Genomic DNA, 25,688 nt, shown 5'->3' with positions numbered 1-25,688 from the left:
GATCTCCTCTTCAGTGGGCGTTGCCGGGCAAGACCCGAACGCTGGCAAAGGTCTTGTCGTCGAAATTTGCGCCAAGGGACGCCGCGCGCACGTGCAGGTACCAGGCGCCGTTCTGGTCGAGGCTCACCGGGGCTTCATAGATGCCATTGCCGACTTCCAGTGCGGCGACCTCCTGGGCACGCGAAGATGGCGCGCGGAAGTAACGCACCTGAACGTCCTTGATCCCGCTGCGCCGCGCTTTCTGCTGGCCCTGAACGATGCGAAAGCGCACCACGTAAGGGTTGCCTACGGACGCTGTGTATTTGTCGAGCATGAACTCGACCTTCGGTGGACCGGCCAGTGGGTTGACGTTTTTATCCGCCTCCACCGCAGCGCTGAAGCAATGGATAATATTCGGCTGGTTGAGCAGGAACGCCACGTCGAAGCGTCCGGCGGCCGGCAGTTTGACCCGCGCGCTGTAGAGTCCCGGCTCGACCTCTCGCAAGCTGCGGTCGATGACCAGCGCCGCGCGCGCCACTTGTCCGCGATTGGGGTAACCGGACATCGGTGCGTTCATGCCTTCAGCGTAGAAATAGGTGGTGTTGTCCACCGGGTTGACCACGAACACCGCGTTGTCATCGCGCGACACTGCCAGGCTCGACGCTAGTGGCAAGTCACCGGCCAGGCGTGGTGCCTGCGGGCCGGCTTCGAAACCCTGGCTGATCGGCGTACGGCCTTCGCCCAGCGACGACAGGTTGATCATGGTGACCTTGGCCGAGGCGAGTCCGCGGACGTAGGCGTAGGCCTTGGTGAACACCACTTGATAGGGTTCGGCGGACACGTCCAGTTGATGGATCAGCGAGTCGGTGGCGGCGTCGATCACCGAGGCCTGGTTTTCGAGGGTGTTGAGGACGATGCCGAACCGGCCGTCCGCACTGAAGCCCATCGGCCCAAGGCCCTGATTGACGTTGATCACCTTGCGCACAGCGTGGCTGACTGCGTCGACGACGGTCACGGTACCGTCCTTGCCATCGACCACGTACACCGCCTGGGACAGCGCCGAATAGGCGACCGACAGCGGGTGCGAACCGGTTTTGAGTTGTTGGCTGACCGTCAGGCTAGCGATGTCGATGATGCTCAGTGTGCCGTCGTCGCGGTTGGTGACGAAGGCATGCCGGCTGTCTTTGCTGAAGGCGATTTCGTGATGACCGGGGCCGGTGGCGAGGGTTTTCAGGTGTTTGAGACTTTGTGCGTCGATCACGGTGACGCCGGATTCTTCCGCCTTCGCGGCATTGTTGCCGACCCACAGCAGGCGCTCGTCCGGTTGCAGCGCGACGCGTACCGGGTTGCTGCCGGCGCTGACCGAGTCGATCAATTTGAATTGCTGACTGTCGATCACCGCGACTTCGCCAGCAGTGGGCATCGAGATGAACACGCGTTTGTTGTCGCGCGGTGTGACCCAGTCCATGGGCGGCTGCTTGATCGCGATGCGCGCCATGGTGCTGGTGACGCCGCCCACCGAGACGGTCGGGTCGACCACCGAGACGCTGGCGTCGCGGTTCATCACCATCAGGAAATAGCTGTTGAGGTCGAGCAGTGGTCGCGCGCCGATGTTCGATTTGAGGAACACCCCGACCCGCGATTTGCAGCTTTGCTCACGGCCCTGGGCCTTGTCGCCGGCAACGGTTTCCGGGTCGAGCCAGGCACCAGGGGCGACGCCGGAGAGCGGCTGGCCGGAGGTGCTGTCGTTGATGCGAAAGCGTACGTCGGCGAATTCGCCTTCGCGCAGCACGCCGTCCTTCGCCAGGGACTGCATCTCCAGCGCGATGGAGACACCGTCGCGGACCAGGGTCTGATCGTTGGCGGTGACCGGCATTGCGGCGGGTGCGAGCCTGGCCGGCGCGGTAGTCGTCTGCCCCACCGTTAGCCAGATCAGCCCAAGCCCGGCCAGCAACGCGCCGGTGGTGAGTTTGATGGTCCTGTTCATGGTGATTCTCCCCTCATCAATCTGCCTTGGGCGCGCCGCTGTGGGAGCGAGCCTGCTCGCGAAGAAGTCACCTCGGTTTGCAGTGAGGCAAATAACGCTTTCGCGAGCAGGCTCGCTCCCACAAGGTGTGCGGCGTCTCCCGCCACACACCTCAACCTTCCTTTCTACGGAGCCGGGGCGGGTTCTGGTTCATTGGTAACCCGCAGCAATCCCCACAAACCGGCGGCGCTGCCGAACGAGGCGTTGTCGCGGTAGAGGTAGTCGCCCGGGATCGCATTGCTGCCGCCGGCGCTCGGGTGCATGAAGCTGAAGTGCGCTGCTGGCAGCACGCTTTCCCGGGCGCCGATGTACATCGACATCGGGTTGTAACCGAACCGCACCGAGCCAATGCCTGGCGCACTCAACGGGTAACCACTGGCATCGCTCTTCTCCGACAGGAACGGGTTGACCGACCAGACGTGACCGTCGAGCTGGAAGGTCGAACCACGGCTGCCACCGGACGGCATCAGGATATGCGTGCGGAACGGTTGCCCCGGTTTCACATAAAACACCGGCGTCTGCGGATCACCGGCCACTAGCGCGTTGCTGAAAGCCATGTGCGCATTCGGCACGTCGCCGTAGGTGCCGGGGCTGCCGGCGTGACCGAACGGTGCATCAGGGGCCAGGCCGAAGCGGAACCACATCGGCTCAACCTTGTAGTTGGCGGCCATGCTGGCGTTGTCTTTCGGATCATTCGGTATGCCGTTGCCTTCCGAGGCGATGCCTTCGACCGGGCGGCCATTCGCCCAACGGGTGTTCAAGGCTTTCTGCCACACCATCGCAAAGTCGCGATAGACCGTCTGCCCCGGCGCGGTCACCGTGGCTGAAGCACGCTTGGCATCTTCAACCCAGGTCGAACCGATCGGCAGCACGCTCATGGCCCCGCCCAGGCCTTTTTGCGGTTGCTTGATCACATCCGCCGGGGTGAAATTCAAGCCGCCGAATTCCACCGCCGTGGCGTTGATGTTGTCAACGTTACGGCCCAGCTGAGTGACCGGTTTGCCTTCGCGTTCCAGGTGCCCGGCGTAGTACTGATAGGTACGGGTCGGGTAAGCACCGGTGCTGCCGACACGCGGTGGCACGGTCTGGATCGGGTTGGCGCCGACGTTGGTGCCATCGGATTTAGTGATGTCATAGGCCAGCAATTGCGCATGCAGGCCAACGTGGCTGGACGGCCGCAACAAGTTGTTGTTGAAGGTCGTCGAACCTTGCCCGTCGTTGCGGTCACGCTTGGCCAGGCCCTGCAGAATTGCCGTTTGGGCCAGGTCAGGCATCACACTCGGCAAGCGGTTTTCCAGGGTGATGTTGATGCAATCACCCGCAGCGGCGCGCAGTACCAGCGGCTCGACCGGTATGCCGGGCTTGAGCTTGCCGGTGGCTGCATCGAGATCGCCCTTGCGCACATACAACACGGCAGTCGGGTCATGCAGCGGCCCGCTCTGCCCGCCGACGGTGAAGGTCTCGCCATCTTCCGGATCGGTGATGGTGACCTGCGGGATGCTCACGGTCCGCGAGTTGTACACCAGGGTGCCTCCGGCCGCATTCAATGGACCGCCGACGTGTTGGCCAATCCCGGCTGGATCGCCGATGGTCAGGCCCAACGGATTCGGCAGGATGTCGTTAGCCAGCACCGCGACCACGTCGTAGTTGCGCTGCACGGTGGGCCGTGTGCCGATGCCGTTGGGGTTGGCGCTCATCCGTGGGCAGGTGCCATCGAACGCCACGGTGTTGCGCATGCCCATTGGTTTCGGATTGTTCGGCAACGCGAACAGATCGCTGCGCTGCGCGGTGTAGTTGCGCATCACTCCCCAGATGCCGTTCCAGTAGCCTTCGAGCGAAGCGTCCATCGAGTACAGGTAATCGCCGGTGGTCGCCGCCGAACTGGAGAGCATCGAGACAGGTGCGACGAAGCCCATCTGCTCGGAGATCCCGACCATCTGCGATGCGCGCCAGCCCGAGTTGGAGCTGTTGCCGTAACCGGTGCCGCTTTGCAGCCATTTCACCCCGTGCAACGTCACGTTGTGCTCTTCTTCGTGACCGCCGGCGTGCACCCGTAGCCGCACGTTGTCACCGGTGTAGGTACGCAGCATCGGCGTGAACGGATCGCCCGGCTCCGAACCACGGTTGATGTGCGGCGGGAACAGCGTGGTGCCACCGGTTGGGCCGCTCGCCGAGGTGATCAGGTTGGGCGCGAGGTTCATCGCCGGAATCGCCCGGTCGGTACGGCTTTGCATGGCGTAAGCGAGGTCACCGCCAAGGCCGTCGGCCTGCATGCCGCGCTTGCCGTCCGGGCCGACCTTGTTCGGGTCGTACACCCGCAGGGCCAGCGGTTCGTTACGGTAATTGACGACGAACATGCCCGGGTCATCCACCGAGATCGCTTGCGGGCAAGGCCGGCTTGGGCAGACCGGCAGCACCCCGCCACGCACTTCCACCACTTGTTCGAGCAACTGGCTGGTGTTGTCGCGCACCGGCGGGTTAATCGCGTAGCGGAACGTGTCGGCAGTGGCCGGGAACGCTTGTGGATCCGGCACGCCATTGGGCCCGGCACCAACATAGACGCCGGCTTCATAGGCGTGCTGGAAGTCGCTGTACTCCAGGAAGAACTCGCGGAAGCTGTCATTGCGGCCGTCACCGTCGATGTCGCCGGTAGAGACCACCGCTTGCCACGAAGTCGGCCCGCCATCCTGCCGTGCACCGCTGTGCAAAGGTTCGCCGGTTTCGCCATGGAACCAGGTGGAACCGGCAGGCTCGGCAAGCACGGTGGCGTACAGACCGATCTGCTGGTGCGTCGATGGGCCGAGGTGGTCGTGGGTGAAAATGGTGCCCAGGCCACGATCGACGCCTTTGATGTTGATCACCGGATCGATGAACCAACGCTGCATTGCTGTCCGCGCACCCACCCAGTCGGCCCGGCCGAACTGGCCGAAGTACGGGTGATTTTTCGCTTTCGGACACGCGGGTGTGCCGTCACGCGGATCCGCGCCTTCGCAGTCGTTGAACTCACGAATCGCCTCAATGCGTTCCTGCACGGCGCCAGGTGAGAGCACGCCGTCTTCGTAGTTCCAGCCGTTGGCCGAACCATCGGCTGAGGTCAGGTCCCATTTCGGCAAATGAATGTGCTGGCCGATCACGTCGGTCGGTGTGCGTACCTGATAATCGTCCATTTCATAAGTGGCCGGCACCAGGTTGGTTTGCTGGTATTGCACGCAATCGAAGGTGTTCATGCGCATCACCAGCGGCTCTGGCGGACGCTGTTTGGTGATCACCGGCCAGGCGTCTTCCCACAATGCGAGGATGCGCGCTTGCGGGAAGTGATAACCGACTTTGTTGTACACCGCGTCAAACTGGATGTTGGCGGCTTTATAGACACGCGGACGGTCGGCGGTGAAGTTCGAGCTGCCGAGAAACGACATGCCGTCGGCGCGCTCGCCGCTGGCAAATTCACCCGTGCCGGCGCTGCTGGTCAGGCGTTTTTGCCGGTCATCCATGCACGGTTCGTAATAAGGCGCGCCAGCGATTGGCAGTGCGCCGTTGGTGCGGAAGCTGCGCGCCACGATTTGATTACCCGGCAGCAAGGCGAAGCTCGGGTGATCTTTTTTGGAGTGGAACAACATGGCCGCCTGTTCGACTTCAGTGCCTTCTTCGGGCAGGTAAATCGGTTTGGCGCGGGTCACTGACTTGGAGAAATCCAGAGAGGTGGTCACGGTCTGCGCCTGGCCACCGGCCGAGACGCCATCCAGCGTGTGCCGCCCCAGTCCGCCGTCCCAGCCGCCCGACTGCGCAGGGTCAAGGTTGGCCCACAAGGCATTGCCGCTGGCTTTCAGGCTTTGCGCCGTGGCGGCGTCGAGCATGTCCAGAGGCGGCGTTGGCGGGCGTTGGCCGACCGAGCTTTCCATGCCCCCGATCCAGAACGGATAGCCAGGGTTTTTCAGGCTGCCGTCGGCGTTGCGGTTGGCTTCACTGCGATCCACAAGGGCCAGGGAACCGATGGCCTGCACATCGCCGGGGCCGTCGTCATCGCCGGCTTCGTCATCATCATCGTCATCGCCAGCGGCGAGCAGGGTTGTGCCGACTTTAGGCACCACTGCAACTTTGCCCGGCATGGGCGGCATGGCTTTGCCAGGCAGCGGCACGATCGCGGGGATCGGGGTGCCTGCAACAATTTCGCCATCGGGCAAGGCCCGTGCGCCCGCCGCCGGTTTACCGCTGCGCAATGCGAAAGGCTCACTGTGGAAGCCGTCCTCGCCCTGTTGCGACACTTCCAGTTTGGTGCCTTCTTCGAACACGTCATGCACTCGCCACATGGCCCACATGCCCTGGGCGAAGTGCGGGTAGAAGTGACAGTGATAGACGGCATCGCCAGCGACGCGGTTGCGGTTGCCTGAACCGCCGTTGGCGATTTCATAGGTGTAGCCGGAGCCCGGACCGATGCCCTGGGCGTCGAGGTAATCGGAGTTGTCGTCATTGGGATTGAACAGCCACTGGTGTCCGTGCAGGTGGAAGATGTGGTGTTCATAACCATTATGCGTGTTGCGGAATTTGACGAAGTCACCGATGTAACTGTGGTTGACGTTGGAAGGTTCGGACGGGTACAGCGCCATGGTCGCCTTGATTCCGACCTGATCAGCGCTCGGTGTCTGCCCCGGGGCGATGTTTTCAAGGCCGGAGTTGGCTGGTACGTCCACCAGCATCGCGACGTCACCGACGGTATGCGAACTGAGGAAAAACTCCTCATAGGCGCAGGACAGGCAATCGTGCATCGGCCCCACACCCAGGCGGTTGGCGAGCACTTCGGCGCCCAGGCCGCCGGAGCCGTAGTTGATCATGAAGGAGTCGCGGGTCGGTTCCAGCACATGGCCCATCACCGGGTCCGCCCAGTAAGCGGGGAATGCCTGGGTCACGGCGGTTTCATCCTGGAATTGCGAGGAGAAATCGCGGAAGGCTTCGAGTCGATTCGGTATCGCCGGGTTGCGTTTGCCGAGGGTTTCCAGCGGATACGTTGAGGCCGGGAAACTGCCGTCGGCGTTACTGCCCATGACCACGGCATCGGCTTCGTTGGTGATGATCTCATTGCCATCGATCATACCCAGGATCGGCGTACCGGCCTTGCCTTCACGGATCCACGGTTCGCGCTGCGGGTAGCGCGCCTGGTAATCGACGATGGGCTGGCCGGCCGGTGTACGGCCGGTGCTGGCCAGGCGCATTTCTTCTTCAGTCAGCGTATTGCGATAAATTTTTGCCCCTTTGGGCATCACTGCCACCTGGCCGAACAAACCATTGGCATTGTTGCCTGCGGTGCCTTCGCTGCCGAACGTCGCGCCACGGCTGCTGACGGTGAACGCACCTTCGCGCTCGGCGTACAGGGTGTAGGTGCGGCTGGCGCCGGGGGCGATCAGGGTATTGGCGTTTCGCCCGGTGTAGGAGGAAATGTCATCAATGCTGTTGACCGCTTGCAGGCCGTTGACCTGGAAACCGACGTGACGATCGCGCACCTGCTCATCGGCCTTGAAGGATTGCTGATTGGCGTTTTGCAGGTCTTCATCTTCGTGGCCTTCCTCTTCTTCGCCCTCCTCCTCGCCGCCATCGTCCAAGGAGTGTGGGTTGGCTTGATAGGCCAGCAGGTTTTGCAGGTTGACGGTCAGGCAGTCGCCGGCAGCGACCCGTAGCACCAGTGGCCGCGGGCGTTTGTCGGGGCGCAGCGACACTTTCCCCGGCACCGCCGCGCCGCCCTGGGCCAGCGACTTATCGTGGTCGTCGACCACGTCGCGGCGCAGGGCGTACATCATGCCGTTGACGTTCTGCGCACCGAGGCGGTTGAACATCAGCGGCTGGTCCAGCGCCACGACGTTGGCGACCAGGTTGCGCTCACAGCGCAGGGCTGCTTGCGCTTGACTGAGGCCGATCATCGACGTCACCGACAGCAGCAAGTGGAACAGAGACTGAGCGTTGGATTTGCCGGTCATGATGATGGACCTCGCAGTAGGTGCTCAAAGGAATGGTTCACGACAATGTCGCTGGAGCAATCGGCATGCCATAAAAAATTAGTCCATTGATTCAGTGAGTTGCGAACCTATTTGAATAGGCCGGGGGATATTCCCCACCCACTCCCCCATAACGGGCGGGCCACTGCGGATGCGGATCACCGTCTTCGTAGGAGCAAGCTTGCTCGCGATACCGGTGGGTCAGTCACCGTCTTGCTTGAATGACACCGCTTTCGCGAGCAAGCTTGCTCCTACAGTTTTTTGTGCCAGCCGCAATTTTTGCAGTCGGCCCATCTCGTAAAAAATCCGGCGCGCTTCCCCACATTCGGGGCAGCCCCCAATCACAGCGGCGCATCCACCGCCAGGCCTTGCAATCGCCGGTATTGGCGCAGCACATTCGGCACGTAACGCTGGGTTTCGGTGAACGGCGGGATCACGCCGCCACGGCTCAGGACCGCCTGCGGCCCGGCGTTATAAGCGGCCACCGCGAGGCTGATGTCGTTGTCGAACAGGATCATCAAGCGCTTGAGATAACGCGCGCCTCCCTGAATATTGGATTTGGGGTCATAGACGTCCTTCACCCCCAGCTCGCGAGCGGTGTCGGGCATCAGCTGCATCAACCCGCCCGCACCCTTCGGCGACGTCGCTTCGGCGTTGTAACTGGACTCGGCCTGGATCACCGCGTGCAACAACGCGGCCGGCAATTGATGCGCTGTGGCCGCCGCCGAGACCAGTTCGGCATAGGGCTGCCGGGCGATCATTTGCGGTTGCTGATCAAGGCTGACCAGCGACGATTGCGGGTCGCGAATGACCCGTTCATAAGTACGGCCGGGACGGTGGACATTGGACAGCACGTAGCTGCCCTTGGCGTCTACGGAAACGAACACATCGGCCTGAGCGACGCCGGTCAGCAGCAGAAAACCGAGCAGTCCGGTGGTGAGTGTTTTCATTGTTGTGCCTCCCCTGACCGGCCCCGGAAAGTGGGGGTAATGCCCCAATGGACGGTCGTGGATCAGCCATACGCAAGCACTGTGCCGCAACTGCAAAGCCCCGTAATTCGGGAGGTTGAGGAGGATGCCCGAGCGTGAGCATGGCAATTGCATAAGACCTCTCAGCGACCCTTCTGCCTAATTGTGTGAGGTCATCATGAAACAGCGTCTGCGTTGTGCTCCGCGTTCCCAACGCGGGTTTACCCTGCTCGAACTGTTGGTGGTGCTGGTGGTGCTGGGGCTGTTGGCCGGTATCGTCGCGCCGAAGTATTTCGCTCAACTCGGCCGCTCGGAAGTGAAGGTGGCCAAGGCGCAAATCGAAGGCCTGAGCAAAGCCCTGGACCTGTATCGCCTGGAGGTCGGCCATTACCCGTCGACCGAACAGGGGTTGCAGGCGCTGGTCACCGCCCCCAGCGATGAAACCCGCTGGACCGGTCCGTACCTGCAGAAAAAACTCCCGCAGGATCCGTGGGGCCGTAACTACGCCTACCGCCACCCCGGCGAAAACGGCGAGTACGATCTGCTGTCGATGGGCAAGGACGGCCAGCCCGGCGGCGAAGGTGAGAACGCCGAAGTCACCAGTTGGCAATGACGGGGGTGTCGAGCATGCGCTTTCATCTCAAAGCCGTGGGCAAGGCCGGTGTGGTCTCGATGACGGTCGAAGCGCCTGGCCATAGCGAAGCTCGGCGCATCGTTGAAGATCAGGGTTTGCGCGTGGTCAGCCTGCACGTCGAGCGACACTGGCGAGCGCTGCGATTGCGCAAAAAGGAAACCTTCAACCTGGTGCTGTTCAGCCAGGAACTGGCCACTTTGCTGAATGCCGGGCTGCCATTGATCGATGCGCTGGAAAGCCTCGCAGAGAAAGAAAGCGCTCCACAGGCGCGCAAGACATTGAGCGGACTGGTGCGGCTGCTGTACGAAGGTAAATCGTTCTCCCAGGCGCTTGGTCAGTTGTCTGCGGTGTTCCCGCCGCTGTACGTCGCACTGGTGCAATCCAGCGAAAAAACCGGCGCTGTCGGCGACGCGCTGGGCCGTTACGTCAGCTACCGCCAGCGCATGGACGAGGTGCGGCAGCGCATCGTCAGCGCCTCGATCTATCCGCTGCTGTTGCTGGTGGTCGGCGGTGGCGTGGTGCTGTTTTTGATGGGCTACGTGGTGCCGCGTTTCAGTCTGGTGTTTGAAGGGCTCGGTTCGAATCTGCCGTGGCTGTCGCAGGTTCTGATGAGTTGCGGCATGTTCCTGCATGCGCATCAGGGCGAGTTTTTCGGCGCACTGGTGACGATCATCGTCGGCCTCGCCTTCCTCCAGCGCCAACCGGCCTTCCGCCGCGGCGTCGACCGCCTCATCGAAAAACTCCCGGCGGTGCACCAACGCATCTTCATGTACGAACTCGCCCGCTTCTACCGCTCGCTGGGCATCCTGCTGCAAGGCGGCATCCCGCTCGTCACCGCCATGGGCATGGTCCGCAACCTGCTCACCGTCGGCTCCCGCGCGCGCCTCGACCAGGCCTGCGAACGTGTGCGCGAAGGACAATCGCTGTCCGCCGCCCTCGAACTCAACCAGCTCGTCACCCCCGTTTCCCTGCGCCTGCTGCGCGCCGGCGAACAGTCTGGCAATCTCGGGCAAATGATGGAACGCAGCGCCGATTTCTACGACGAAGAAATCAGCCGCTGGATCGAATGGTTCGTGCGTTTGTTCGAGCCGCTGCTGATGACATTTATCGGGTTGTTGATTGGCGTGATCGTGATTCTGATGTACATCCCGATCTTTGAATTGGCGTCGAGCATTCAGTGAACTTGGAGGTTTCAGTGGTAAATTGATGCCTGATCGGCGCAGCGCTTCTACATTCGATGTGGACTTCAGCCTATAAAGAACGCATTCGCGACGACTGATCACCCATCAGTCCCATCAGAGCTGACCCACTTGGATGGCAAAACCTCAATGACACTTGATGAGCACGAATTAGCGCAGGTGCGGCGGTTCAACAAGACGCTCGCCTGGTTGCCGCGCTTCCGCATCCGCAATCGCATCACCCCGCGTGTGATTCAGGCACTCTTGCGCCTGGGCCAGATCGGCGGTGCAGGCAAGCTGGCCCGGCATGGCGTCGAAGCTGAGACGCGGGTGATCCGCGTTGATGGCGTGGCTGTTTCCTTGCGGATCATCAGACCGAAAGGACCGGTAAAAGGCGTCGTGCTGGACTTTCACGGTGGCGGCTGGGTGATCGGCAATGCGCAGATGAACGATGCCTTCAACGTCGCCATGGTCAACGCGTGCAATGTCGCAACGGTCTCGGTGGATTATCGGCTGGCGGTAACGACGCCGGTTGAAGGCCTGATGAGCGACTGCCTGGGCGCAGCGCGCTGGCTGTTAAGTGACGACTGCGAAGAATTTGCCGGCCTTGCGGTGATCGTCGTGGGTGAATCCGCCGGCGGGCATCTCGCCGCCGCCACCCTGCTGGCGCTCAAGGCATGGCCGGACTTGCTTCGCCGGGTGAAGGGCGCGGTGCTTTACTACGGCGTCTACGACCTGACGGGAACCCCAAGCGTACGCGCCGCAGGCCCCGAAACGCTCGTACTGGACGGCCCCGGCATGGTCGATGCCTTGCGCATGCTCACCCCGGATTCAAGCGACGAGCAACGTCGGCAACCGCCGCTGTCACCGCTGTATGGCGACTTTGACGGGCTGCCCCCCGCGCTGCTGTTTGTCGGCGAACTGGACCCGCTGAGTGACGACACGCTCGAGATTGCCGAGCGCTGGAAGCCGTTTGCGCAGGTCAACGTGCACCTGTTGCCGGCGTGCCCGCACGGGTTCATCCACTTCCCTACGGCGGCGGCTGGCAAGGTGCTGGCGCATAGTCGGGAGTGGATCAGTCAGCGAATCCATCCTCAGATTTGCTGACTGACCTGCACTACCCACATGTTATCGAACACCGTGTTCAATTTCTTCGGTGGCGTTGACTCCTCGCTGTTTAATCATTTAAAAAAAACCCCGCAACCCAGTAGGGAGCGGGGTCAAGAATTGGTTGGTTGCGGCCAACCAAAGGAGCTCGGTGAGGCGTTGACAAAAACAGGTCCGGCAAGAACCTCAACAACACGGTGAAATGTGAAGTCAGAACGTTCGATGGAGGTGATTTTCCAGCCTTTGGCGGAAAAACAAAACTTGCGTTTGGTAATGGTCACTATTACTTCTAACGATAGTTGCGCGCCGCGCAGGCGAATGCGTACTCCATCACAAAAGACAGATGAGGATCTCTCCTTGAGAACGTTCGATCTGATCCGCGACGCCGTTCTGCCCGATTTCCGTGATCGGGTGGCTGAGTACCTGATTCAATATGAAGCCGTGTTGCTGGCAGAAACCGCGCCTGACCCTGAGCTTGTTTCAGCAACCGCCAATCAGTTGCGCGGTTATTTGCGCGGTTTGAATACCACGCGAGTGTTGGGCATGGCCGATTGGGAGGAACTGGATCGGCGCGTGGTGAACACGTGGCTCTAGCGGTCGATGGGCTGGACTGAGCTGTCGGTCGGGCACGCCAGCAGCTCGCTGATCCACCGCACTTCCTGAGCGAGCTCCTGCTCCTTCTCTTCGGGTATTGCCTGCCGCGCGCGACCCAAATGAATCAAGGTTTTCTGCTTCTCGCGCAATCGGCGTTGCCACTTGGCGAGGAACACTGCGCTGCGTGCCTGCATCTGCAGGGGCCCGAAGTACAACTGTTCCGCCGTGTATTGCACGGTCCCGACGTATTCGGCGACGATGATTTCGTAGTCGAAGCGATTTTCCCGCAGCAGTTCTTCGCAGAGGATGCGGTAACCGTTGCCCATCAGCCAGTGGCGCAGGGGTGGCTCGCCGCCGTTGGGTTGCAGAATCAAGCGTTCGCGGCGGCTGAGGCGGGCCTTGCCAGACTCCAACAGGTCGCGAATGGTCTCGCCACCCATGCCGCAAATGGTGATAGCGGTTATGCCATCACCGGGCTCGATTGCCGCCAGGCCATCGGCCAGACGCACGCTGATCTGCTGGGCGAGCTGGTTATCGCGCACCGTGCGTTCGGCTGCGTGGAACGGCGTAGACGCCACCTCCCCCGCCACCGCCGCGGTGATGGTGCCCCGCCGCATCAACGCCACCGGCAAGTAGCCATGATCCGAACCGATATCGGCCAGCCGCGCACCGGCAGGCACATGCGCCGCCACCCGCTCCAGGCGCATGGACAATGTGTGTGGGCTCAACGGTATTTCCTTTTAACGTGGTGCGTAGGGCAACAGCACAGGCTTGCTATGGTCCATGGAGCTGACGCCGGTTTCAACTCCTGAATATTTCGACTGACCCACCGCCATCGCGAGCAAGCTCGGCTCTACAGGTTTAGCGGTGAGAAAGATTGCTGCGTACCGTCACAAAACTTTGTAGGAGCTGGCTTGCCAGCGATGAGGCCCGACCAGCCGACATTGATATCGCCTGACCCACCGCCATCGCGAGCAAGCTCGGCTCCTACAGGTTTAGCGGTGAGCATGCTGGTTGCGTACCGCCGCAGAGCCCTATGGAGAATTGCTGTGGCCTTTAGCGAGTAAGCAACGACGTCGCCAACAGTGCCTGCAACCCCATTGGTTTGGCGAAGTAATAACCCTGAGCCTGTCCGGCGCCCATTTCGCGCAGCAATACCAGCGTTGCTTCGTCCTCGACGCCCTCGGCCACCACGCTGAGGTCCAGCGATTCGGCCATGCGCACGATCGCCCGCACTATCGCGCGGCTGCGGGCGCTGGTGGTCAGTTCGAAGATGAATGACTTGTCGATCTTCAAGCCGCTGAAGCGGTATTGGTGCACATAGCTGAGGGACGAGAAACCTGCGCCGAAATCATCCAGCACCACCGACATGCCGTTGTCGGCCAATTGCTGCATGGTCAGTCGGGCCATCGCCGGTTCGGCGACCAGTGCGCCTTCGGTCAACTCCAGGCAGATCCGCGAAGGCGCAACATCATGCCGGGCCAGCAGTGCCAGCACATCACTGGCAAAATCCGCGCGCGTCATGCTGTAACTGGAGCAATTGACGTGCACTGGCGGCCAGTTGGCATGTTCGGGCAGGGCGAGGATTTCCGCGATGCTGTTGAGCATGTACAAATCCAGCCGACCGATCAGCCGCAACCCCTCGACATCCGGCAAAAACTCACCCGGCGCAATCACCCGTCCACCCGGTTGATGCCAGCGAATCAGCGCTTCCAGGGCCAGCAACTCACCGCTGTCTACGCTGACAATCGGCTGGAAATAGGGCAGCAGTTCGTCGGTGCGTTTCAGTGCGTTGCGCAACGCGCCCTCCTGCTCAACCTGGTCGGACACCTCGCGACGCACTTCCTGATTGAACACCGCATAACTGTCGCGCCCGGCACTCTTGACCCGATACATGGCTGCATCGGCGTCGCGCAGCAGGTCGGCCGGCTCGTCATGGAATTGGCTGTCGGCGCCGACGATGCCGATGCTGCAGGACGAAAACACTTCGTGGCCATTGATCAGGAACGGCAGGTCGAAGGCCACCAGAATCCGCTCGGCAATCTCGATCACTGCCTCCAGCGGCGCGTCCGGGGCGAGCACGGCAAACTCGTCGCCGCCCAGACGCGCGAGCATGTCCGTTTCGCGCAGACAACTGCGCAACCGCTGCGCTGCCTGCCGCAGCAGCAGGTCACCAAAATGGTGGCCGAAGCTATCGTTGACCATCTTGAAGCGGTCCAGGTCGATGAACATCACCGCCAAGTGCCCGCCTTCGCTTTCGAACTGCGCCCAGGCCAAATCGAGGCGTTGTTGCAGATAAGTGCGATTGGGCAAGCCGGTGAGCGCGTCGTGGAAGTTTTCGTGCTGCAGCCGAGCATTGACGTGATCGAGCTCACGGGTGCGGCTCTGCACTCGCGCTTCCAGTTTAAGGTTGGCAGCGTGAATAGCTTCCGCGGCGGTGCGCCGTGACAACGCGGTATCGATATGCCGCGATACGAAGGTCAGCAACTCCTGGTCGCGCAACGTGTAGCGCACCAGCGAGGTGTAGCTTTGCACTGCCAGCACGCCACGCACGGCATCGCCTTCGAACAGCGGAATGCCCAGCCATGAATAGGATCGAACGTGCTCGTCGGCCAGTTGGATTTCGCCAAGTGCGGACAACCGCTCGGCCTCGTTGACATCGATCAGGCAAGGGCGACGCTGACGGATGATGTACTCGGTCAAGCCTCGACGACCACGCCGCGCGACCGGGCAAGTAGTCAGGCGCTCATCGACGTAATAAGGAAAGGTCACTTCACCGGTCGCTTCGTCGAACAGCGCAATATAGAAGTTCTGCGCGAACAGCAGCTCAGCGACGATGCCATGCAAGGTCTGAAACAGCTCGGTCATGTCGCCGGGCTGGCTGGACAGTTCGGCGATCTGAAACAGTGTGCTCTGCAAATGTTCGGCGCGCTGGCGGTCGGCGACTTCCTGGCGCAAGGCATCGTTGAGCGCGGACAGTTCGAGGGTGCGGCGCAGCACCGTTGCTTCCAGGTCGGCACGGTGCAGAATCCGGTCCAGCGCCATGGCCACGTGGCGCGCTACCACCAGAAACAACGCGCGATCTTCGGCGCTGTAGGTGCGGGAAACGTCGTAAACCTGCATCGCCAACATGCCGAAGACGTCGTCCGACGCGTTCTTCAACGGCGCGCCCATCCAGAACTCGGGACGGTCACCCACGCAAAAAAAGCGCCCCTCGTCCTGCGCTGCACATATGCCTGCCGCGTCGATCAGCAGAGGCTGGCCGGTGGTCAGCACTTGCGCGGTCAGCGACAGATGCGCAGGGTCAAGGTATTCGTAGTGCTCGGACTCCACGGCATCGACGTCGATGATGTCGACGTAATACGGATAGTCGATTTTGCCGGTGTGCGGGTCATACAGCGCGAGGTAGAAGTTCTCGGCATCGATCAGACTGGCCAGCAGCCGGTGTACGCCGACCAGAAACACCGAGCGATCGCGGGTCGAACTGGCCAGGTAGGTGATTTCATAAAGCACGCGCTGGGTGATTTGCGCGCGGGCCAGGGTGTTGGTCTGCACCTGAATGCCAAGGCGCTGGGCAAAACCGGCGAGCGCCGGCTCCGCCGCATCGTCGAGGGGCGCGAGCAGCCAGCCCAGCACGGTTTCGCCACTGCCAGTCGGCCAGCGGTGCAAACACCGGGACTGGCAAAAAGCGTCAAACGCTTCATTGGCGATGCTGGACGGCCACTGCATGCGCGGATCGCCCTGCCCCATCAAATGCATTTGCTCACCGGCGCGATACACCACCCATGCGGTGGTGTGTGCCCAGTTTCTCGCTGAATCCAGCAAGTGTTCAACCGTTTCTTCATTGCCAGCGTAAGCCATGCCGACCCTGCCCAGATTCCCTTTCGGTTGAGATGCAGCAACCTCGCAATCGTTCGATTGCCGCAGTGAGTCCGTCAATGGACAAACACTCATCAGCGCTCCCGGAGCCAGAGACTGGCGATACTTTTTTATGATTGCCAGCAGTGTGCCAGTGAACATCTCGTTTAAAGCTTATGAGAATTTTTTTCAATGGGTTTCTTTGATTTAGCGGCAAGTGCGGCAAGTTTAGCGGGTGTTAGTCATTTACGGCGTCGCAGATAGCGACGCGGAGCGTCCCGGGAGGCGTTCCCACGCGAGGGAACGATCATTAACTGCAGGACGCAGGCTTCGCCAGCTGCTACAGGGTTGCGATCAATCAAAAAACGGCGCAACCAACACCCGACTCCCCACAAAAAAACTGTCCGCCACCAACCGCAATGGCTGCAAATCGAGATCACTGGCCCCATCCGCAATCAGTTGCTGAAAATGCCGATACACCGCCGCGTATTCGCCCTCCTCTGATACAACCTGGCGAACTCCGTCGATACTCAACAGCGCACCACCATTATCCAGCCGCAAAATACCCTCGCTGCTACGAATCTCAATGCTCCATAGCTCGTCATGACCGTGATCAAAATCAAACTCCGCACGCACATCCAGATGCTGCGCATCCGACATTTTGATCGATGCAGCAATCGGCGACTGGCAATTCTCGGGAACACGTAACTCGGCCGACCCGACAAACAGCGGCAACGCCAATAGATGAGTAACAATCGACAAGGCATTGATGCCCGGATCGAAAACGCCCAGACCACCCGGCTGCCAGATCCACGTCTGGCCGGGGTGCCACTTGCGCACGTCCTCCTTCCAGTCAATCTGAACGCTTTGCAACGTGCGGCCGGCCAGCCAGTCGCGGGCAGCCGCAATGCCCGGCGCATAGCGCGAATGCCAGGCAAACAAACCACTGACGCCCTGCTGCGCAACCTGATCCACCAACGCCATCGCTTCACCGAGCGTGGCACATGGCGGTTTCTCAACCAGCACGTGCTTGCCCGCGGCTAACGCTTGTTGCACCAAGGCAAATCGTCCTTGCGGCGGCGTGCAGAAGGCAATCGCATCAACGTGCGGACCGCTTTCAAGCAGCTCGCTCAGCGAGCGAAAGTTTTCCACGCCAGCGCAAGGTTGCCCTTGCGTCGCGACAGACACCAGCTCAAACGCGGGATTGGCGTTGATCGCAGGAACGTGTTGATCCTGGGCAATCTTGCCGTAACCCACCAGACCGAGACGGATCGGTTGCATCAATGACTCCTGTTGTTTTTCTTGTCTTGAGAAACGAATAGGCGAGATTACGTTTCTCTGGACAAGAAGTCATTGGTGGCGTGTTCGGATGCGCATCGTCAAATCGCTTGATCGACAACCTCAATCTGCATCACCCCGACCAACTCGGCCTGCTCCAGAATTTCTTCCGGCGTCGCGTCTGCGTTGGGCATGATCAGGCTGTTTTCGCTGTCGCCAAAATGTAACTGCAGAAGGTGCATTGCAGCCTCATGAACAGGCAGCGCGGGGTCTTTTAGCTCGAAGGTATGCTCGCGGGTCTCGCCATTGAACAGATATTTCACAGTGTATTCATGCATGTCGGATTCCTCGAATGGGATGAGTGCAGCTGTTTATCCTGACTTGATGGTCAGTTTTTAGTTCAACCGGAATCACAGGCATTCATGCGCGATATCGTGGACTGCAGTGCGCTGCTGGTAGGCTAGCGGCCTGACACGATTTTGATAAATGTAGGCTGGAGCGGAACATGGCAGTAAATAGCTTAAGAATGCTGTCGGTCGGCGAGGTTGCGCGGCGAGCCGGGGTAGCCGTTTCAACACTGCACTTCTACGAAAAAAAAGGCCTGATCGCCAGTGTCCGCACCAGCGGAAATCAGCGCCAGTTCCCGGCGCATGTGTTGAGATACGTCGCTGTGATCAAGGTTGCGCAGCGCGCCGGCATTCCTCTGAAAGAGATCAAGCAGGCGCTGGATGCCTACCCGTCGGACGGCAAGCTCTCGGCTGGGCAATGGCGCGATATCTCCACGCAGTGGCGAGACAACCTCAACGCTCGCATCGTCATGCTCACGCGTCTGCGCGATGAGCTGGATGGCTGCATCGGCTGCGGTTGTCTGTCACTGGAAGACTGTCCACTGCGAAATCCGGCCGACAAGTACGGTGAGCAAGGTCCGGGCGCTGGCATTCTGGAGCGCGAATAGCAGCAAGCACATGTCCGGCAAAAGGGGCTTGACCTCAATATACGTTGAGGTCTGACGATTCGGCTTCATTCACTTGGAGAGTCCGTCATGCCATCCGAAATATCTTCGCCCGCGTTCACCCTGTCCAATCCTGCCGGCCTTTACGACCCTACGGACAACGCCTATTCGCACGTCGCTCAAGTCCCCCTTAACGCGCGGATAGTGCACCTCGCCGGTCAGGGTGGGCAGGACCGCGAAGGCTATCTGGCGCCAGGCTTTGCGGAGCAGGTGCGGCAAACGATCGCCAACGTCGAGATCGGCCTCGCAGCGGCCGGCGCCACGCTCAATGACGTCTATAAACTCACCATACTGGTGGTCGATCACTCCGAATCACGCCTCGCCGAATGGGCTGCTGAGGCAAAACGGGCGTGGGGATCGCACCTGCCAACCGGCACGCTGATCGCGGTCCCGCGGCTGGCGCTGGACGGCATGCTGGTGGAAGTCGAGGCGATTGCCGCACTGCCTGCTGCATAGCCGTAACGCGATCCTGAACAGACGTTGGTACGGTTAGTGGGTATGATCCGGGAACCCATTCATGGTGGAACCACGCTTATGCCCGCATCCCTCACCCGCCCCTCCCGCGCACCAATGCTCAAGCCAGGCGAGACCGTGGTCTTGTTCGACGGCGTGTGCAAGCTGTGCAATGGCTGGGCGCGATTCCTGATCCGTCATGATCGCCAGCAGCGGGTGCGGTTGGCGACAGTGCAGTCACCCGAGGGGCAGGCACTGTTGGCTTGGGCCGGGCTGCCGCTGGATGAGTTCGATACTATGGCGGTGATCCGCGACCAGCACTATTGGGTGCGCTCGGACGCCTTTCTTGAAGTCATCAACCAACTGCCTGCTGGCTGGGCTGTGTTGAAACTTCTGCGCTACTTTCCCCGCTCATTTCGTGACTGGTGCTACGACCGCATCGCACTGAATCGTTATCGGATTTTCGGAAAATACGACACCTGCCTTCTGCCTGATCCCGATCATGAGCGTCGTTTTCTGAAGGCGCCGGTGTGAGCGCATTGCCCGCATGAAGTCGCTTACAGCAGCAACTGCAGCACCTGACCCGGCGTCATCTTCGTCACCATGATCAGCACGATCACAAACATCCCGGTGAAACCGCACCCTTCAGATACAGCATGATCAGCCCTGCCCATCCGAGAAGTGCACGGCGAGGCTCACGTTGTCCGGTTCATTGATCGCGGCCATGTACTCGTCGACCGAGATTTCACCGACGCATGCCCGGGCGCCGGGTTCGGGCGAGTATCCCCCGGCGATTTTTGCCGTCAGAGCGACGGCGGCACAGCTCGGGATTTCCGGGCCTTTGTCATTCAGCGCGGTCAGCTGCACGGTCATTGACAATGGCTGGCCGTTGGCGCCAAGACCTTTGACATCGATATACAGCGCACTTTTACCGTCGCCAAAGCGTTCAAACCAGAGCCCCCAGCGATGCAGTCTTGCCGCCCATGGAGCAGGGTCACGGACGATGCCCGTCCTCAACGCCTGAGCCAGTAAATAGTTGGCGACTCCGCCCAGCTTGAGCCCTAAGCCCGCCTTGAACGCCAGGTTTCGCGCGCCATAGCGGCTGGGGAAAATATCCATGTCCGGCACATCGACATTGGCCAGCAAACGCGTGCCCAAGTGCCCCATTTTGCGCAGGGTCAGGTCTTGCCAACCCAACACTTCATGCACCTGGCCGTTCCTGAGTTGCTTGATCGGTTTGCCGGCATAGGCCAGCACACCTTCGACGGTGGACAGGCCGGGCATCTTGGCTGATGAGGTAATGCCGTGTTCGATCGAATCGATAAGCGTAAAGCGATGCCGCTGCTGATCGATGAGTGCGGCCGACAACGATGGCACTGAACTGCAACCGCTGAGTACCGCCACACCCGCTTCTCGAGCTCGGACGTCGAGAACGCCGATGCCGCTGACGAAGGTTCTGCAGTCAGACAGGTCGCAGTAGTTCACGCCGGCGTCGATGCAGTGCTCGGCAACTGCATAGGTCTGCCCCTGGAACGGGCCGCCGGTATGAATGACCAGATGAATGTCCATCGACAGCAGAACCGCATTGAAATCGGCGCCCATGGCATCGCCGCACCAACCTTCGCAGACCTTGCCCGAACGGCTCTTCAGCTCGTCGAGTTTGCCTTGCAACTTGCGCGCATCGCGGCCTGAAATCACCAACTCTACGTCCGGCATCTCCACCAGATGCCGACAGACGATGCTGCCAAAATTACCGTACCCGCCGACCACCATCACCCTCAGAGCCATGCCATTCTTCCCTAACTGTTTGATCGCGCGATGCGCAGTCCTTGAACAGGTGGCGAGCTTCTCTGATAAAGGTGGGCCAGGCAAGCGTGGTCACCGCGCACCGCGCCGGCTCTGCCCTGGCGAATCATCTCTCACAACGCCCTGGCCCAATCGCGCAGCAGGTACTTCTGAATCTTGCCGGTCGAGGTTTTCGGCAACTCGCGGAACACCACGGTTTTAGGCAACTTGAAACCGGCCAGATGCTCACGACAGAACAGAATAATGTCAGCCTCACAAGTGACTGCGCTGTCAACCTTGAGGGTGATGAAGGCACACGGCGTTTCCCCCCATTTCTCGTCCGGGCGGGCGACCACCGCCGCTTCCAGCACAGCCGGATGGCGATAGAGAACATCCTCGACCTCAATGGTGGAAATATTCTCGCCACCGGAAATGATGATGTCTTTGAGTCGGTCTTTGATCTCGACATAGCCGTCCGGATGCCGGACCGCCAGGTCGCCGGTGTGAAACCAGCCGCCAGCGAAAGCCTCGCGGGTTGCTTCCGGGTTTTTCAGATAACCCTTCATCACCGTGTTGCCGCGCATGAAGATTTCGCCAATGGTGACCCCGTCGCTCGGTACCGGTTGCAGTGTCTGCGGATCGGCCACCATCAAACCTTCCAGCGTCGGATAACGCACACCCTGACGCGACTTGATCCGGGCGCGCTCGTCGAGCGGTTTTTTATCCCACTCGCCGTGCCACGCGCACACCGTCACCGGCCCGTAGACCTCCGTGAGCCCGTACACATGAGTGACCTTGATGCCCATTTCCTCAACCGCGCCAATGACTTTTGCCGGTGGTGCTGCGCCAGCTACCATGGCGTCGACTGGATGCTCGATAACCGCTTTGACCGCCTCCGGCAGATTGACCAGCGCATTGAGAACGATGGGCGCGCCGCACAGGTGGCTGACCCGGTGTTCACGAATCAACGCGAGAATTTGCAGCGGCTCGACGCGGCGCAGAAACACGTGGGTACCGGCCAGCGCGGTAACCGTCCACGGGTAGCACCAACCGTTGCAGTGGAACATTGGCAACGTCCACAAGTACACCGGGTGATTGCCCATCGCCCAGGTCATCTGGTTGCCGAGCGCATTCAGGTAGGCGCCGCGATGATGGTAGATCACGCCCTTCGGATTGCCGGTGGTGCCCGAGGTGTAATTGAGCGAGATGGCTTGCCACTCGTCATCGGGCCATTGCCAGGCGAATTGCGGATCGCCCTCGGCGAGTAACGCTTCATAGTCCAGATCGCTGAGCACGCTGCCTTCGCCGTACTCCGGATCGTCCACGTCGATCACCCACGGCGGATTTTCCAGCAGCGTCAGCGCCGCGCTAACTACGCTGTGAAATTCGCGATCGGCGAACAGCACTTTGGCCTCGCCGTGTTCGAGCATGAACGCAATCGCTTGCGCATCCAGACGCACATTGAGGGTATTAAGCACTGCGCCGATCATGGGCACGGCAAAGTGCGCTTCAAGCATCGCCGGAATGTTCGGCAGCATCACCGCCACCGTGTCGCCTTTTTTGATGCCGCGTCTGCTGAGTGCGCTGGCAAGGCGCCGACAACGCTCGTAGGTGTCCCGCCAGTTGCGGCGCAGCGAGCCGTGAATCACGGCGGGATAATCGCCGTAAACCGAGGCCGTGCGCTCAATGAAGCTCAGCGGCGAGAGCGCCATGTGATTGACCGGCAACGGCGCCAGGTGCTGTTCGAAAATAGACATGAGTTTTTCCTGTGGGGAGGTTGCCGGCCAAGCGCTCTGCGCCGGCAAAATCCCGTGGCTGATTGTTAGCTCTGTTCAGGCACGCTTAGTGTTTGTTCAAGTGTTCTGACGTTTACGCTGGAACGCCCGCCATGTCATCGCCCAATGTTGCGGATCGTCCATGTTGGCGCCTTTCAAGCGATGAATCGCCTGGTTGTGCGGCGACGTTTTGACGATATCCGGATTGGAATAGGCCTCGTCGGAAATCTGCGCCAGTACCGCGATCCAGGTGTCCAGCGCCTCCTTGCCATACATCTCGCCCGGCTCCGGGGTAAAGGGCTCTTCCACCAGCCACGGGTGATGGCTGCTCCACATCGGGTCGATGCCGAAATCACTCATGCGATTCTGCACGTCGTGCACATCCACGCCGGTTTCTTCCTTGAGTTGCTGCAGGCTGTAGCGGGTCATTTCCAGGCGCGGGCTGGTGGCATCCGGGTGTGAGCGGGTCACGCCACGAATGGCCAGCAGGCCTTTTTCCATGTAGTTGTTGGCCAGCACCGAGATGTCCGAGGCTTCAGCCATGCCCTCTGCGCCCATCGCGCGGGACCATGCGTAGGCTTTAAGGATCACCGGCACGTTGCCCCAGAACTCGCGGATCTTGCCGCAGCTCTGCGGCCGGTCATGGTCAAGACTGTAGCGCTCACCATCGAACGCCACCACCGGTGCCGGCAGAAAAGGCGCCAGCTGGGCGGAGCAGCCATAAGCCCCGACAGCCGGCCCGCCCACGCCACTTTTCGGCGCGCCGAAGGTTTTGTGCAGCATGAACATGCAGGCGTCAAAGCCGAGTTCACGGGCGCGGATTTTGGTCATCGCGCCATTGAAGTTGGCGTGATCGTAGAAGCACAAACCGCCCGCCTCGTGCACCAGCCGCACCCATTCGCGAATCTCGGGGTTGTAGACGCCCATGTCGTCGGGGTTATTCACCATCAACGCCGCGGTGCGACTGGACACGGCCGCCTTCAGTGACTCGAGCGATGGATAGCCGTTTTCTTCAATCATCAGCGTGATGACCTTGAAGCCGGCCGCCGCTGCCGTTGCTGCGCTGCTTGGGTGAGTCTGGATGGTCGTGATGATTTCGTTGCGCTGTTCCAGTTCACCGCGCGAAGCATGGTAAGCGCGGGTGACTGCACAACTGGTGTACGCCGCATCCGCACCGCCGCCGGCCTGGAAGATGAACTGATCCATGCCGGACAATTCGCGCAGAATCGTGTCCATGTTATGGACGATTTCAAGCGCGCCCTGCAGGGTAGACTCGTCCTGATAGGGATGGACTTCAGTTATCTCCGGACGCCAGGCCATCGCTTCGTTGATCTGCGCGTTGTACTTCATCGTGCAGGTCCCGAACAGGCTGATGCCCATCATGCCCAATGTCTGTTGCGACAGACGCAGGTAGTGATAGAGCACCTCGGGTTCGGACATTTCCGGCAAGGCCGGTTTTTTGCCGCGACGCATCGTCACCGGCACCAGCCCTTCAACGCTGCCGACGGCCGTTTTCACGTCTTCCTCGACGTCGGAAAAAATCATCCCGCGGCGGCCCGGATAGCCCATTTCCATAATGACCGGTTCGCTCCAGACCGGAGCATGGTATTCCCTGAGTGTGGTGCTCATTGTGCGATTACCTCTTTGAGTGCGTCGGCCAGACGCTCAAGATCGGCCTGGGTGTGAACCTCGGTGACGCAGTAAAGTGCGCTGGCGCCAAGCTCCGGGAAGTCCCGGGTTAGGTCTTTGCCGCCGAAGATCTCGAGGTCGAGCAGGCGCTTGTTGATGTCTGCCACGGAGTGCCCGGTGGCATCGAAATTCACTACGAATTCCTTGAAGAAACCCGACGGGAAGGTCACCCGCACGCCGGGAATCTGCCCGAGCAGTTTTGCCGCGTAATGCGCCCGTTGCAGGATCACGCCGCCGACATCTTCGAAGCCCTGCGGCCCCATCATCGCCATGTACACCGCATTGGCGATGGCCCACATGTACACCGAGTGGCCGGTCCAGTCGTTGCCCTTGTCGCGCAAGCCATAGGACGATTGTTCGAACAGGCTCAGGCCAAATCCGTATTCACCCGGCTTGGTGGTGGGCGCGATGCTGATGAACAGCGTCGGGTATTGATGGGCGTAACGCTCTTCATCCCGTGAGGCGATGAAACCACTGACGCCGCCCCCGCAGTTCATGTGCACACCCAGTGGCTGCGTAGTGCCGACCACAATATCCGCGCCAAAATCGATGGGTGCCGCGAGCACGCCGAGGGAAATCGGGTCGACCCCGACAATTACTTCGGCGCCCGCAGCGTGCGCAATAGCGGCAATTTCCGCGCCCTGATGTTCGATGACACCGAGGTACGACGGCGTTTCGAAATAGACCGCTGCGGTGTTCGCGCCGACGGTCGCGCGCAGGTGATCCAGATCAATCAACCCGGTGGCCGGATCGTAATCGACGAGTCGCACGGTAATGTGGCTGGGCATCTCGACGGGTTCGCAATAATTGCGAATGACCGAGAGCCGCTCCGGATCGATGGCGCGCACCACGGCGACCTCGTTGCGGCCATTAATGCGCGTGGCCATGCGGATCGCATGCCCGGCGGCGCAACCCCAACTGCGCACCGGCAGGCCGACCAGGTCCATGTTGAGCAACTCGCCGAGCTGGCTGCAGAATTCAAACCAGGCCTGATTGCGCCCGTGGTCGGAACTCGGCTCGCCGAACACCGACGTCAGCCATTCATTGCGCCGCACCACTTCGTCGCAGGCGGCGGGCACATGGTGTTGCCAACTGCCGGCGCCGAGAAAGTTGAGGTATTGCTCGGTGGTCTTGTTCTTCGACAGGATGCTCAACAGGTGCCGACGAAGCTGACTCTCGTTGAGCGCCGGCGGCAAATTGATTGGTCGCTTGAGACGATGCTCGGCAGGAATCTGCTGGAACAACTGCTCGATGCTGTCCACACCGATCGAGTCGAGCATTTCCTGTTGGATTGCGGGAACGGAATTCGCCATGTAGGGATGGGCGACATGAAGACTCATGGGGTTAACCTCGTTTGAGTTCAGGTGG

General features: G+C 60.8%; 19 protein-coding genes and 1 pseudogene. 7 read left to right on the top strand and 13 right to left on the bottom strand.

The features are described 5' to 3' along the window. Positions 1-10: 10 nt before the first annotated feature. From DU29_RS0119725 to DU29_RS0119715, 3 genes are all read right to left on the bottom strand, one after another. The gene (locus DU29_RS0119725) at positions 11-1,966 is read right to left on the bottom strand and encodes a YncE family protein (protein WP_028623230.1); all 1,956 of its coding nucleotides are present in this window, start codon (positions 1,964-1,966) and stop codon (positions 11-13) included. A 164-nt stretch (positions 1,967-2,130) separates the two neighbouring features. After that, positions 2,131-7,971 carry a manganese-oxidizing multicopper oxidase MnxG gene (gene mnxG, locus DU29_RS0119720; RefSeq protein WP_028623229.1) on the bottom strand — a complete coding sequence of 1,947 codons (5,841 nt, stop codon included), beginning with the start codon at positions 7,969-7,971 and terminating at the stop codon, positions 2,131-2,133. A gap of 359 nt (positions 7,972-8,330) precedes the next feature. Continuing rightward, positions 8,331-8,939 carry a lytic transglycosylase domain-containing protein gene (locus DU29_RS0119715; protein ID WP_028623228.1) on the bottom strand — a complete coding sequence of 203 codons (609 nt, stop codon included), beginning with the start codon at positions 8,937-8,939 and terminating at the stop codon, positions 8,331-8,333. A gap of 196 nt (positions 8,940-9,135) precedes the next feature. Between DU29_RS0119715 and gspG the strand changes: the two genes are divergently transcribed. The 3 genes from gspG to DU29_RS0119700 all read left to right on the top strand — a co-directional run bounded on the left by gspG (position 9,136) and on the right by DU29_RS0119700 (position 11,876). Further along, on the top strand, positions 9,136-9,570 hold the full coding sequence (gene gspG / locus DU29_RS0119710) for a type II secretion system major pseudopilin GspG (RefSeq protein ID WP_028623227.1): 435 nt from the start codon (positions 9,136-9,138) through the stop codon (positions 9,568-9,570). Between the two features lie 14 nt (positions 9,571-9,584). Further along, complete coding sequence (locus tag DU29_RS0119705; protein ID WP_028623226.1) at positions 9,585-10,772, top strand: type II secretion system F family protein; 1,188 nt, start codon at positions 9,585-9,587, stop codon at positions 10,770-10,772. 147 nt (positions 10,773-10,919) lie between these two features. Then, positions 10,920-11,876 (top strand): alpha/beta hydrolase fold domain-containing protein, encoded by a 957-nt coding sequence (locus tag DU29_RS0119700; RefSeq protein WP_028623225.1) that lies wholly within the window; start codon positions 10,920-10,922, stop codon positions 11,874-11,876. A gap of 113 nt (positions 11,877-11,989) precedes the next feature. Here the strand turns inward: DU29_RS0119700 and DU29_RS1000000132865 are convergent, their stop codons facing one another. Beyond that, positions 11,990-12,157: a hypothetical protein gene (locus tag DU29_RS1000000132865; RefSeq protein ID WP_161781301.1), complete on the bottom strand. Its 168-nt coding sequence runs from the start codon at positions 12,155-12,157 to the stop codon at positions 11,990-11,992. Between the two features lie 76 nt (positions 12,158-12,233). Here DU29_RS1000000132865 and DU29_RS0119695 point away from each other — a divergent pair, with 76 nt between their 5' ends. Then, on the top strand, positions 12,234-12,470 hold the full coding sequence (locus DU29_RS0119695) for a hypothetical protein (RefSeq protein WP_028623224.1): 237 nt from the start codon (positions 12,234-12,236) through the stop codon (positions 12,468-12,470). On the opposite strand, the gene DU29_RS01000000130220 is transcribed toward DU29_RS0119695, so the two are convergent. From DU29_RS01000000130220 to DU29_RS0119675, 4 genes are all read right to left on the bottom strand, one after another. Beyond that, the gene (locus DU29_RS01000000130220) at positions 12,467-13,198 is read right to left on the bottom strand and encodes a tRNA (adenine(22)-N(1))-methyltransferase (RefSeq protein WP_050483144.1); all 732 of its coding nucleotides are present in this window, start codon (positions 13,196-13,198) and stop codon (positions 12,467-12,469) included. The two genes, DU29_RS0119695 and DU29_RS01000000130220, sit on opposite strands and share 4 nt — an antisense overlap. A 328-nt stretch (positions 13,199-13,526) precedes the next feature. After that, a complete protein-coding gene (locus DU29_RS0119685) occupies positions 13,527-16,424 on the bottom strand; it encodes a sensor domain-containing phosphodiesterase (protein WP_028623223.1) in 2,898 nt (965 codons plus the stop codon). A gap of 258 nt (positions 16,425-16,682) precedes the next feature. Continuing rightward, the gene (locus tag DU29_RS0119680; RefSeq protein WP_028623222.1) at positions 16,683-17,609 is read right to left on the bottom strand and encodes a Gfo/Idh/MocA family protein; all 927 of its coding nucleotides are present in this window, start codon (positions 17,607-17,609) and stop codon (positions 16,683-16,685) included. A 98-nt stretch (positions 17,610-17,707) separates the two neighbouring features. Further along, a complete protein-coding gene (locus DU29_RS0119675; RefSeq protein ID WP_028623221.1) occupies positions 17,708-17,944 on the bottom strand; it encodes a hypothetical protein in 237 nt (78 codons plus the stop codon). A 167-nt stretch (positions 17,945-18,111) separates the two neighbouring features. Between DU29_RS0119675 and soxR the strand changes: the two genes are divergently transcribed. The 3 genes from soxR to DU29_RS0119660 all read left to right on the top strand — a co-directional run bounded on the left by soxR (position 18,112) and on the right by DU29_RS0119660 (position 19,605). Then, positions 18,112-18,561 (top strand): redox-sensitive transcriptional activator SoxR, encoded by a 450-nt coding sequence (soxR, locus tag DU29_RS0119670; RefSeq protein ID WP_033050706.1) that lies wholly within the window; start codon positions 18,112-18,114, stop codon positions 18,559-18,561. A gap of 87 nt (positions 18,562-18,648) precedes the next feature. Further along, a complete protein-coding gene (locus DU29_RS0119665; RefSeq protein WP_033050705.1) occupies positions 18,649-19,074 on the top strand; it encodes a RidA family protein in 426 nt (141 codons plus the stop codon). A 78-nt stretch (positions 19,075-19,152) separates the two neighbouring features. Beyond that, positions 19,153-19,605, top strand: coding sequence for a thiol-disulfide oxidoreductase DCC family protein (locus tag DU29_RS0119660; RefSeq protein WP_028623218.1), 453 nt, complete (start codon positions 19,153-19,155; stop codon positions 19,603-19,605). 23 nt (positions 19,606-19,628) lie between these two features. On the opposite strand, the pseudogene DU29_RS1000000133360 reads toward DU29_RS0119660, so the two are convergent. The 5 genes and pseudogenes from DU29_RS1000000133360 to gcvPA form a co-directional block, all read right to left on the bottom strand. Further along, positions 19,629-19,709: pseudogene (locus DU29_RS1000000133360) on the bottom strand (DUF2269 domain-containing protein); the annotation flags it as partial. Between the two features lie 22 nt (positions 19,710-19,731). Next, positions 19,732-20,859, bottom strand: a complete 1,128-nt coding sequence (locus DU29_RS0119650; protein ID WP_028623217.1) for a saccharopine dehydrogenase NADP-binding domain-containing protein — start codon at positions 20,857-20,859, stop codon at positions 19,732-19,734. Between the two features lie 131 nt (positions 20,860-20,990). After that, positions 20,991-22,613 carry an acyl-CoA synthetase gene (locus tag DU29_RS0119645; RefSeq protein WP_028623216.1) on the bottom strand — a complete coding sequence of 541 codons (1,623 nt, stop codon included), beginning with the start codon at positions 22,611-22,613 and terminating at the stop codon, positions 20,991-20,993. A 96-nt stretch (positions 22,614-22,709) separates the two neighbouring features. Next, positions 22,710-24,260, bottom strand: a complete 1,551-nt coding sequence (gene gcvPB / locus DU29_RS0119640; protein ID WP_028623215.1) for an aminomethyl-transferring glycine dehydrogenase subunit GcvPB — start codon at positions 24,258-24,260, stop codon at positions 22,710-22,712. Then, positions 24,257-25,660 carry an aminomethyl-transferring glycine dehydrogenase subunit GcvPA gene (gcvPA, locus tag DU29_RS0119635; RefSeq protein ID WP_028623214.1) on the bottom strand — a complete coding sequence of 468 codons (1,404 nt, stop codon included), beginning with the start codon at positions 25,658-25,660 and terminating at the stop codon, positions 24,257-24,259. Before gcvPA ends, gcvPB begins: the two co-directional genes overlap by 4 nt. Positions 25,661-25,688 lie beyond the last annotated feature (28 nt).

Source organism: Pseudomonas sp. Ant30-3 (assembly GCF_000690905.1).
Classification (GTDB): domain Bacteria; phylum Pseudomonadota; class Gammaproteobacteria; order Pseudomonadales; family Pseudomonadaceae; genus Aquipseudomonas.
The sequence above is the reverse complement of the archived record's forward strand: the minus strand, read 5'-3'. Positions and strand labels throughout refer to the sequence as shown.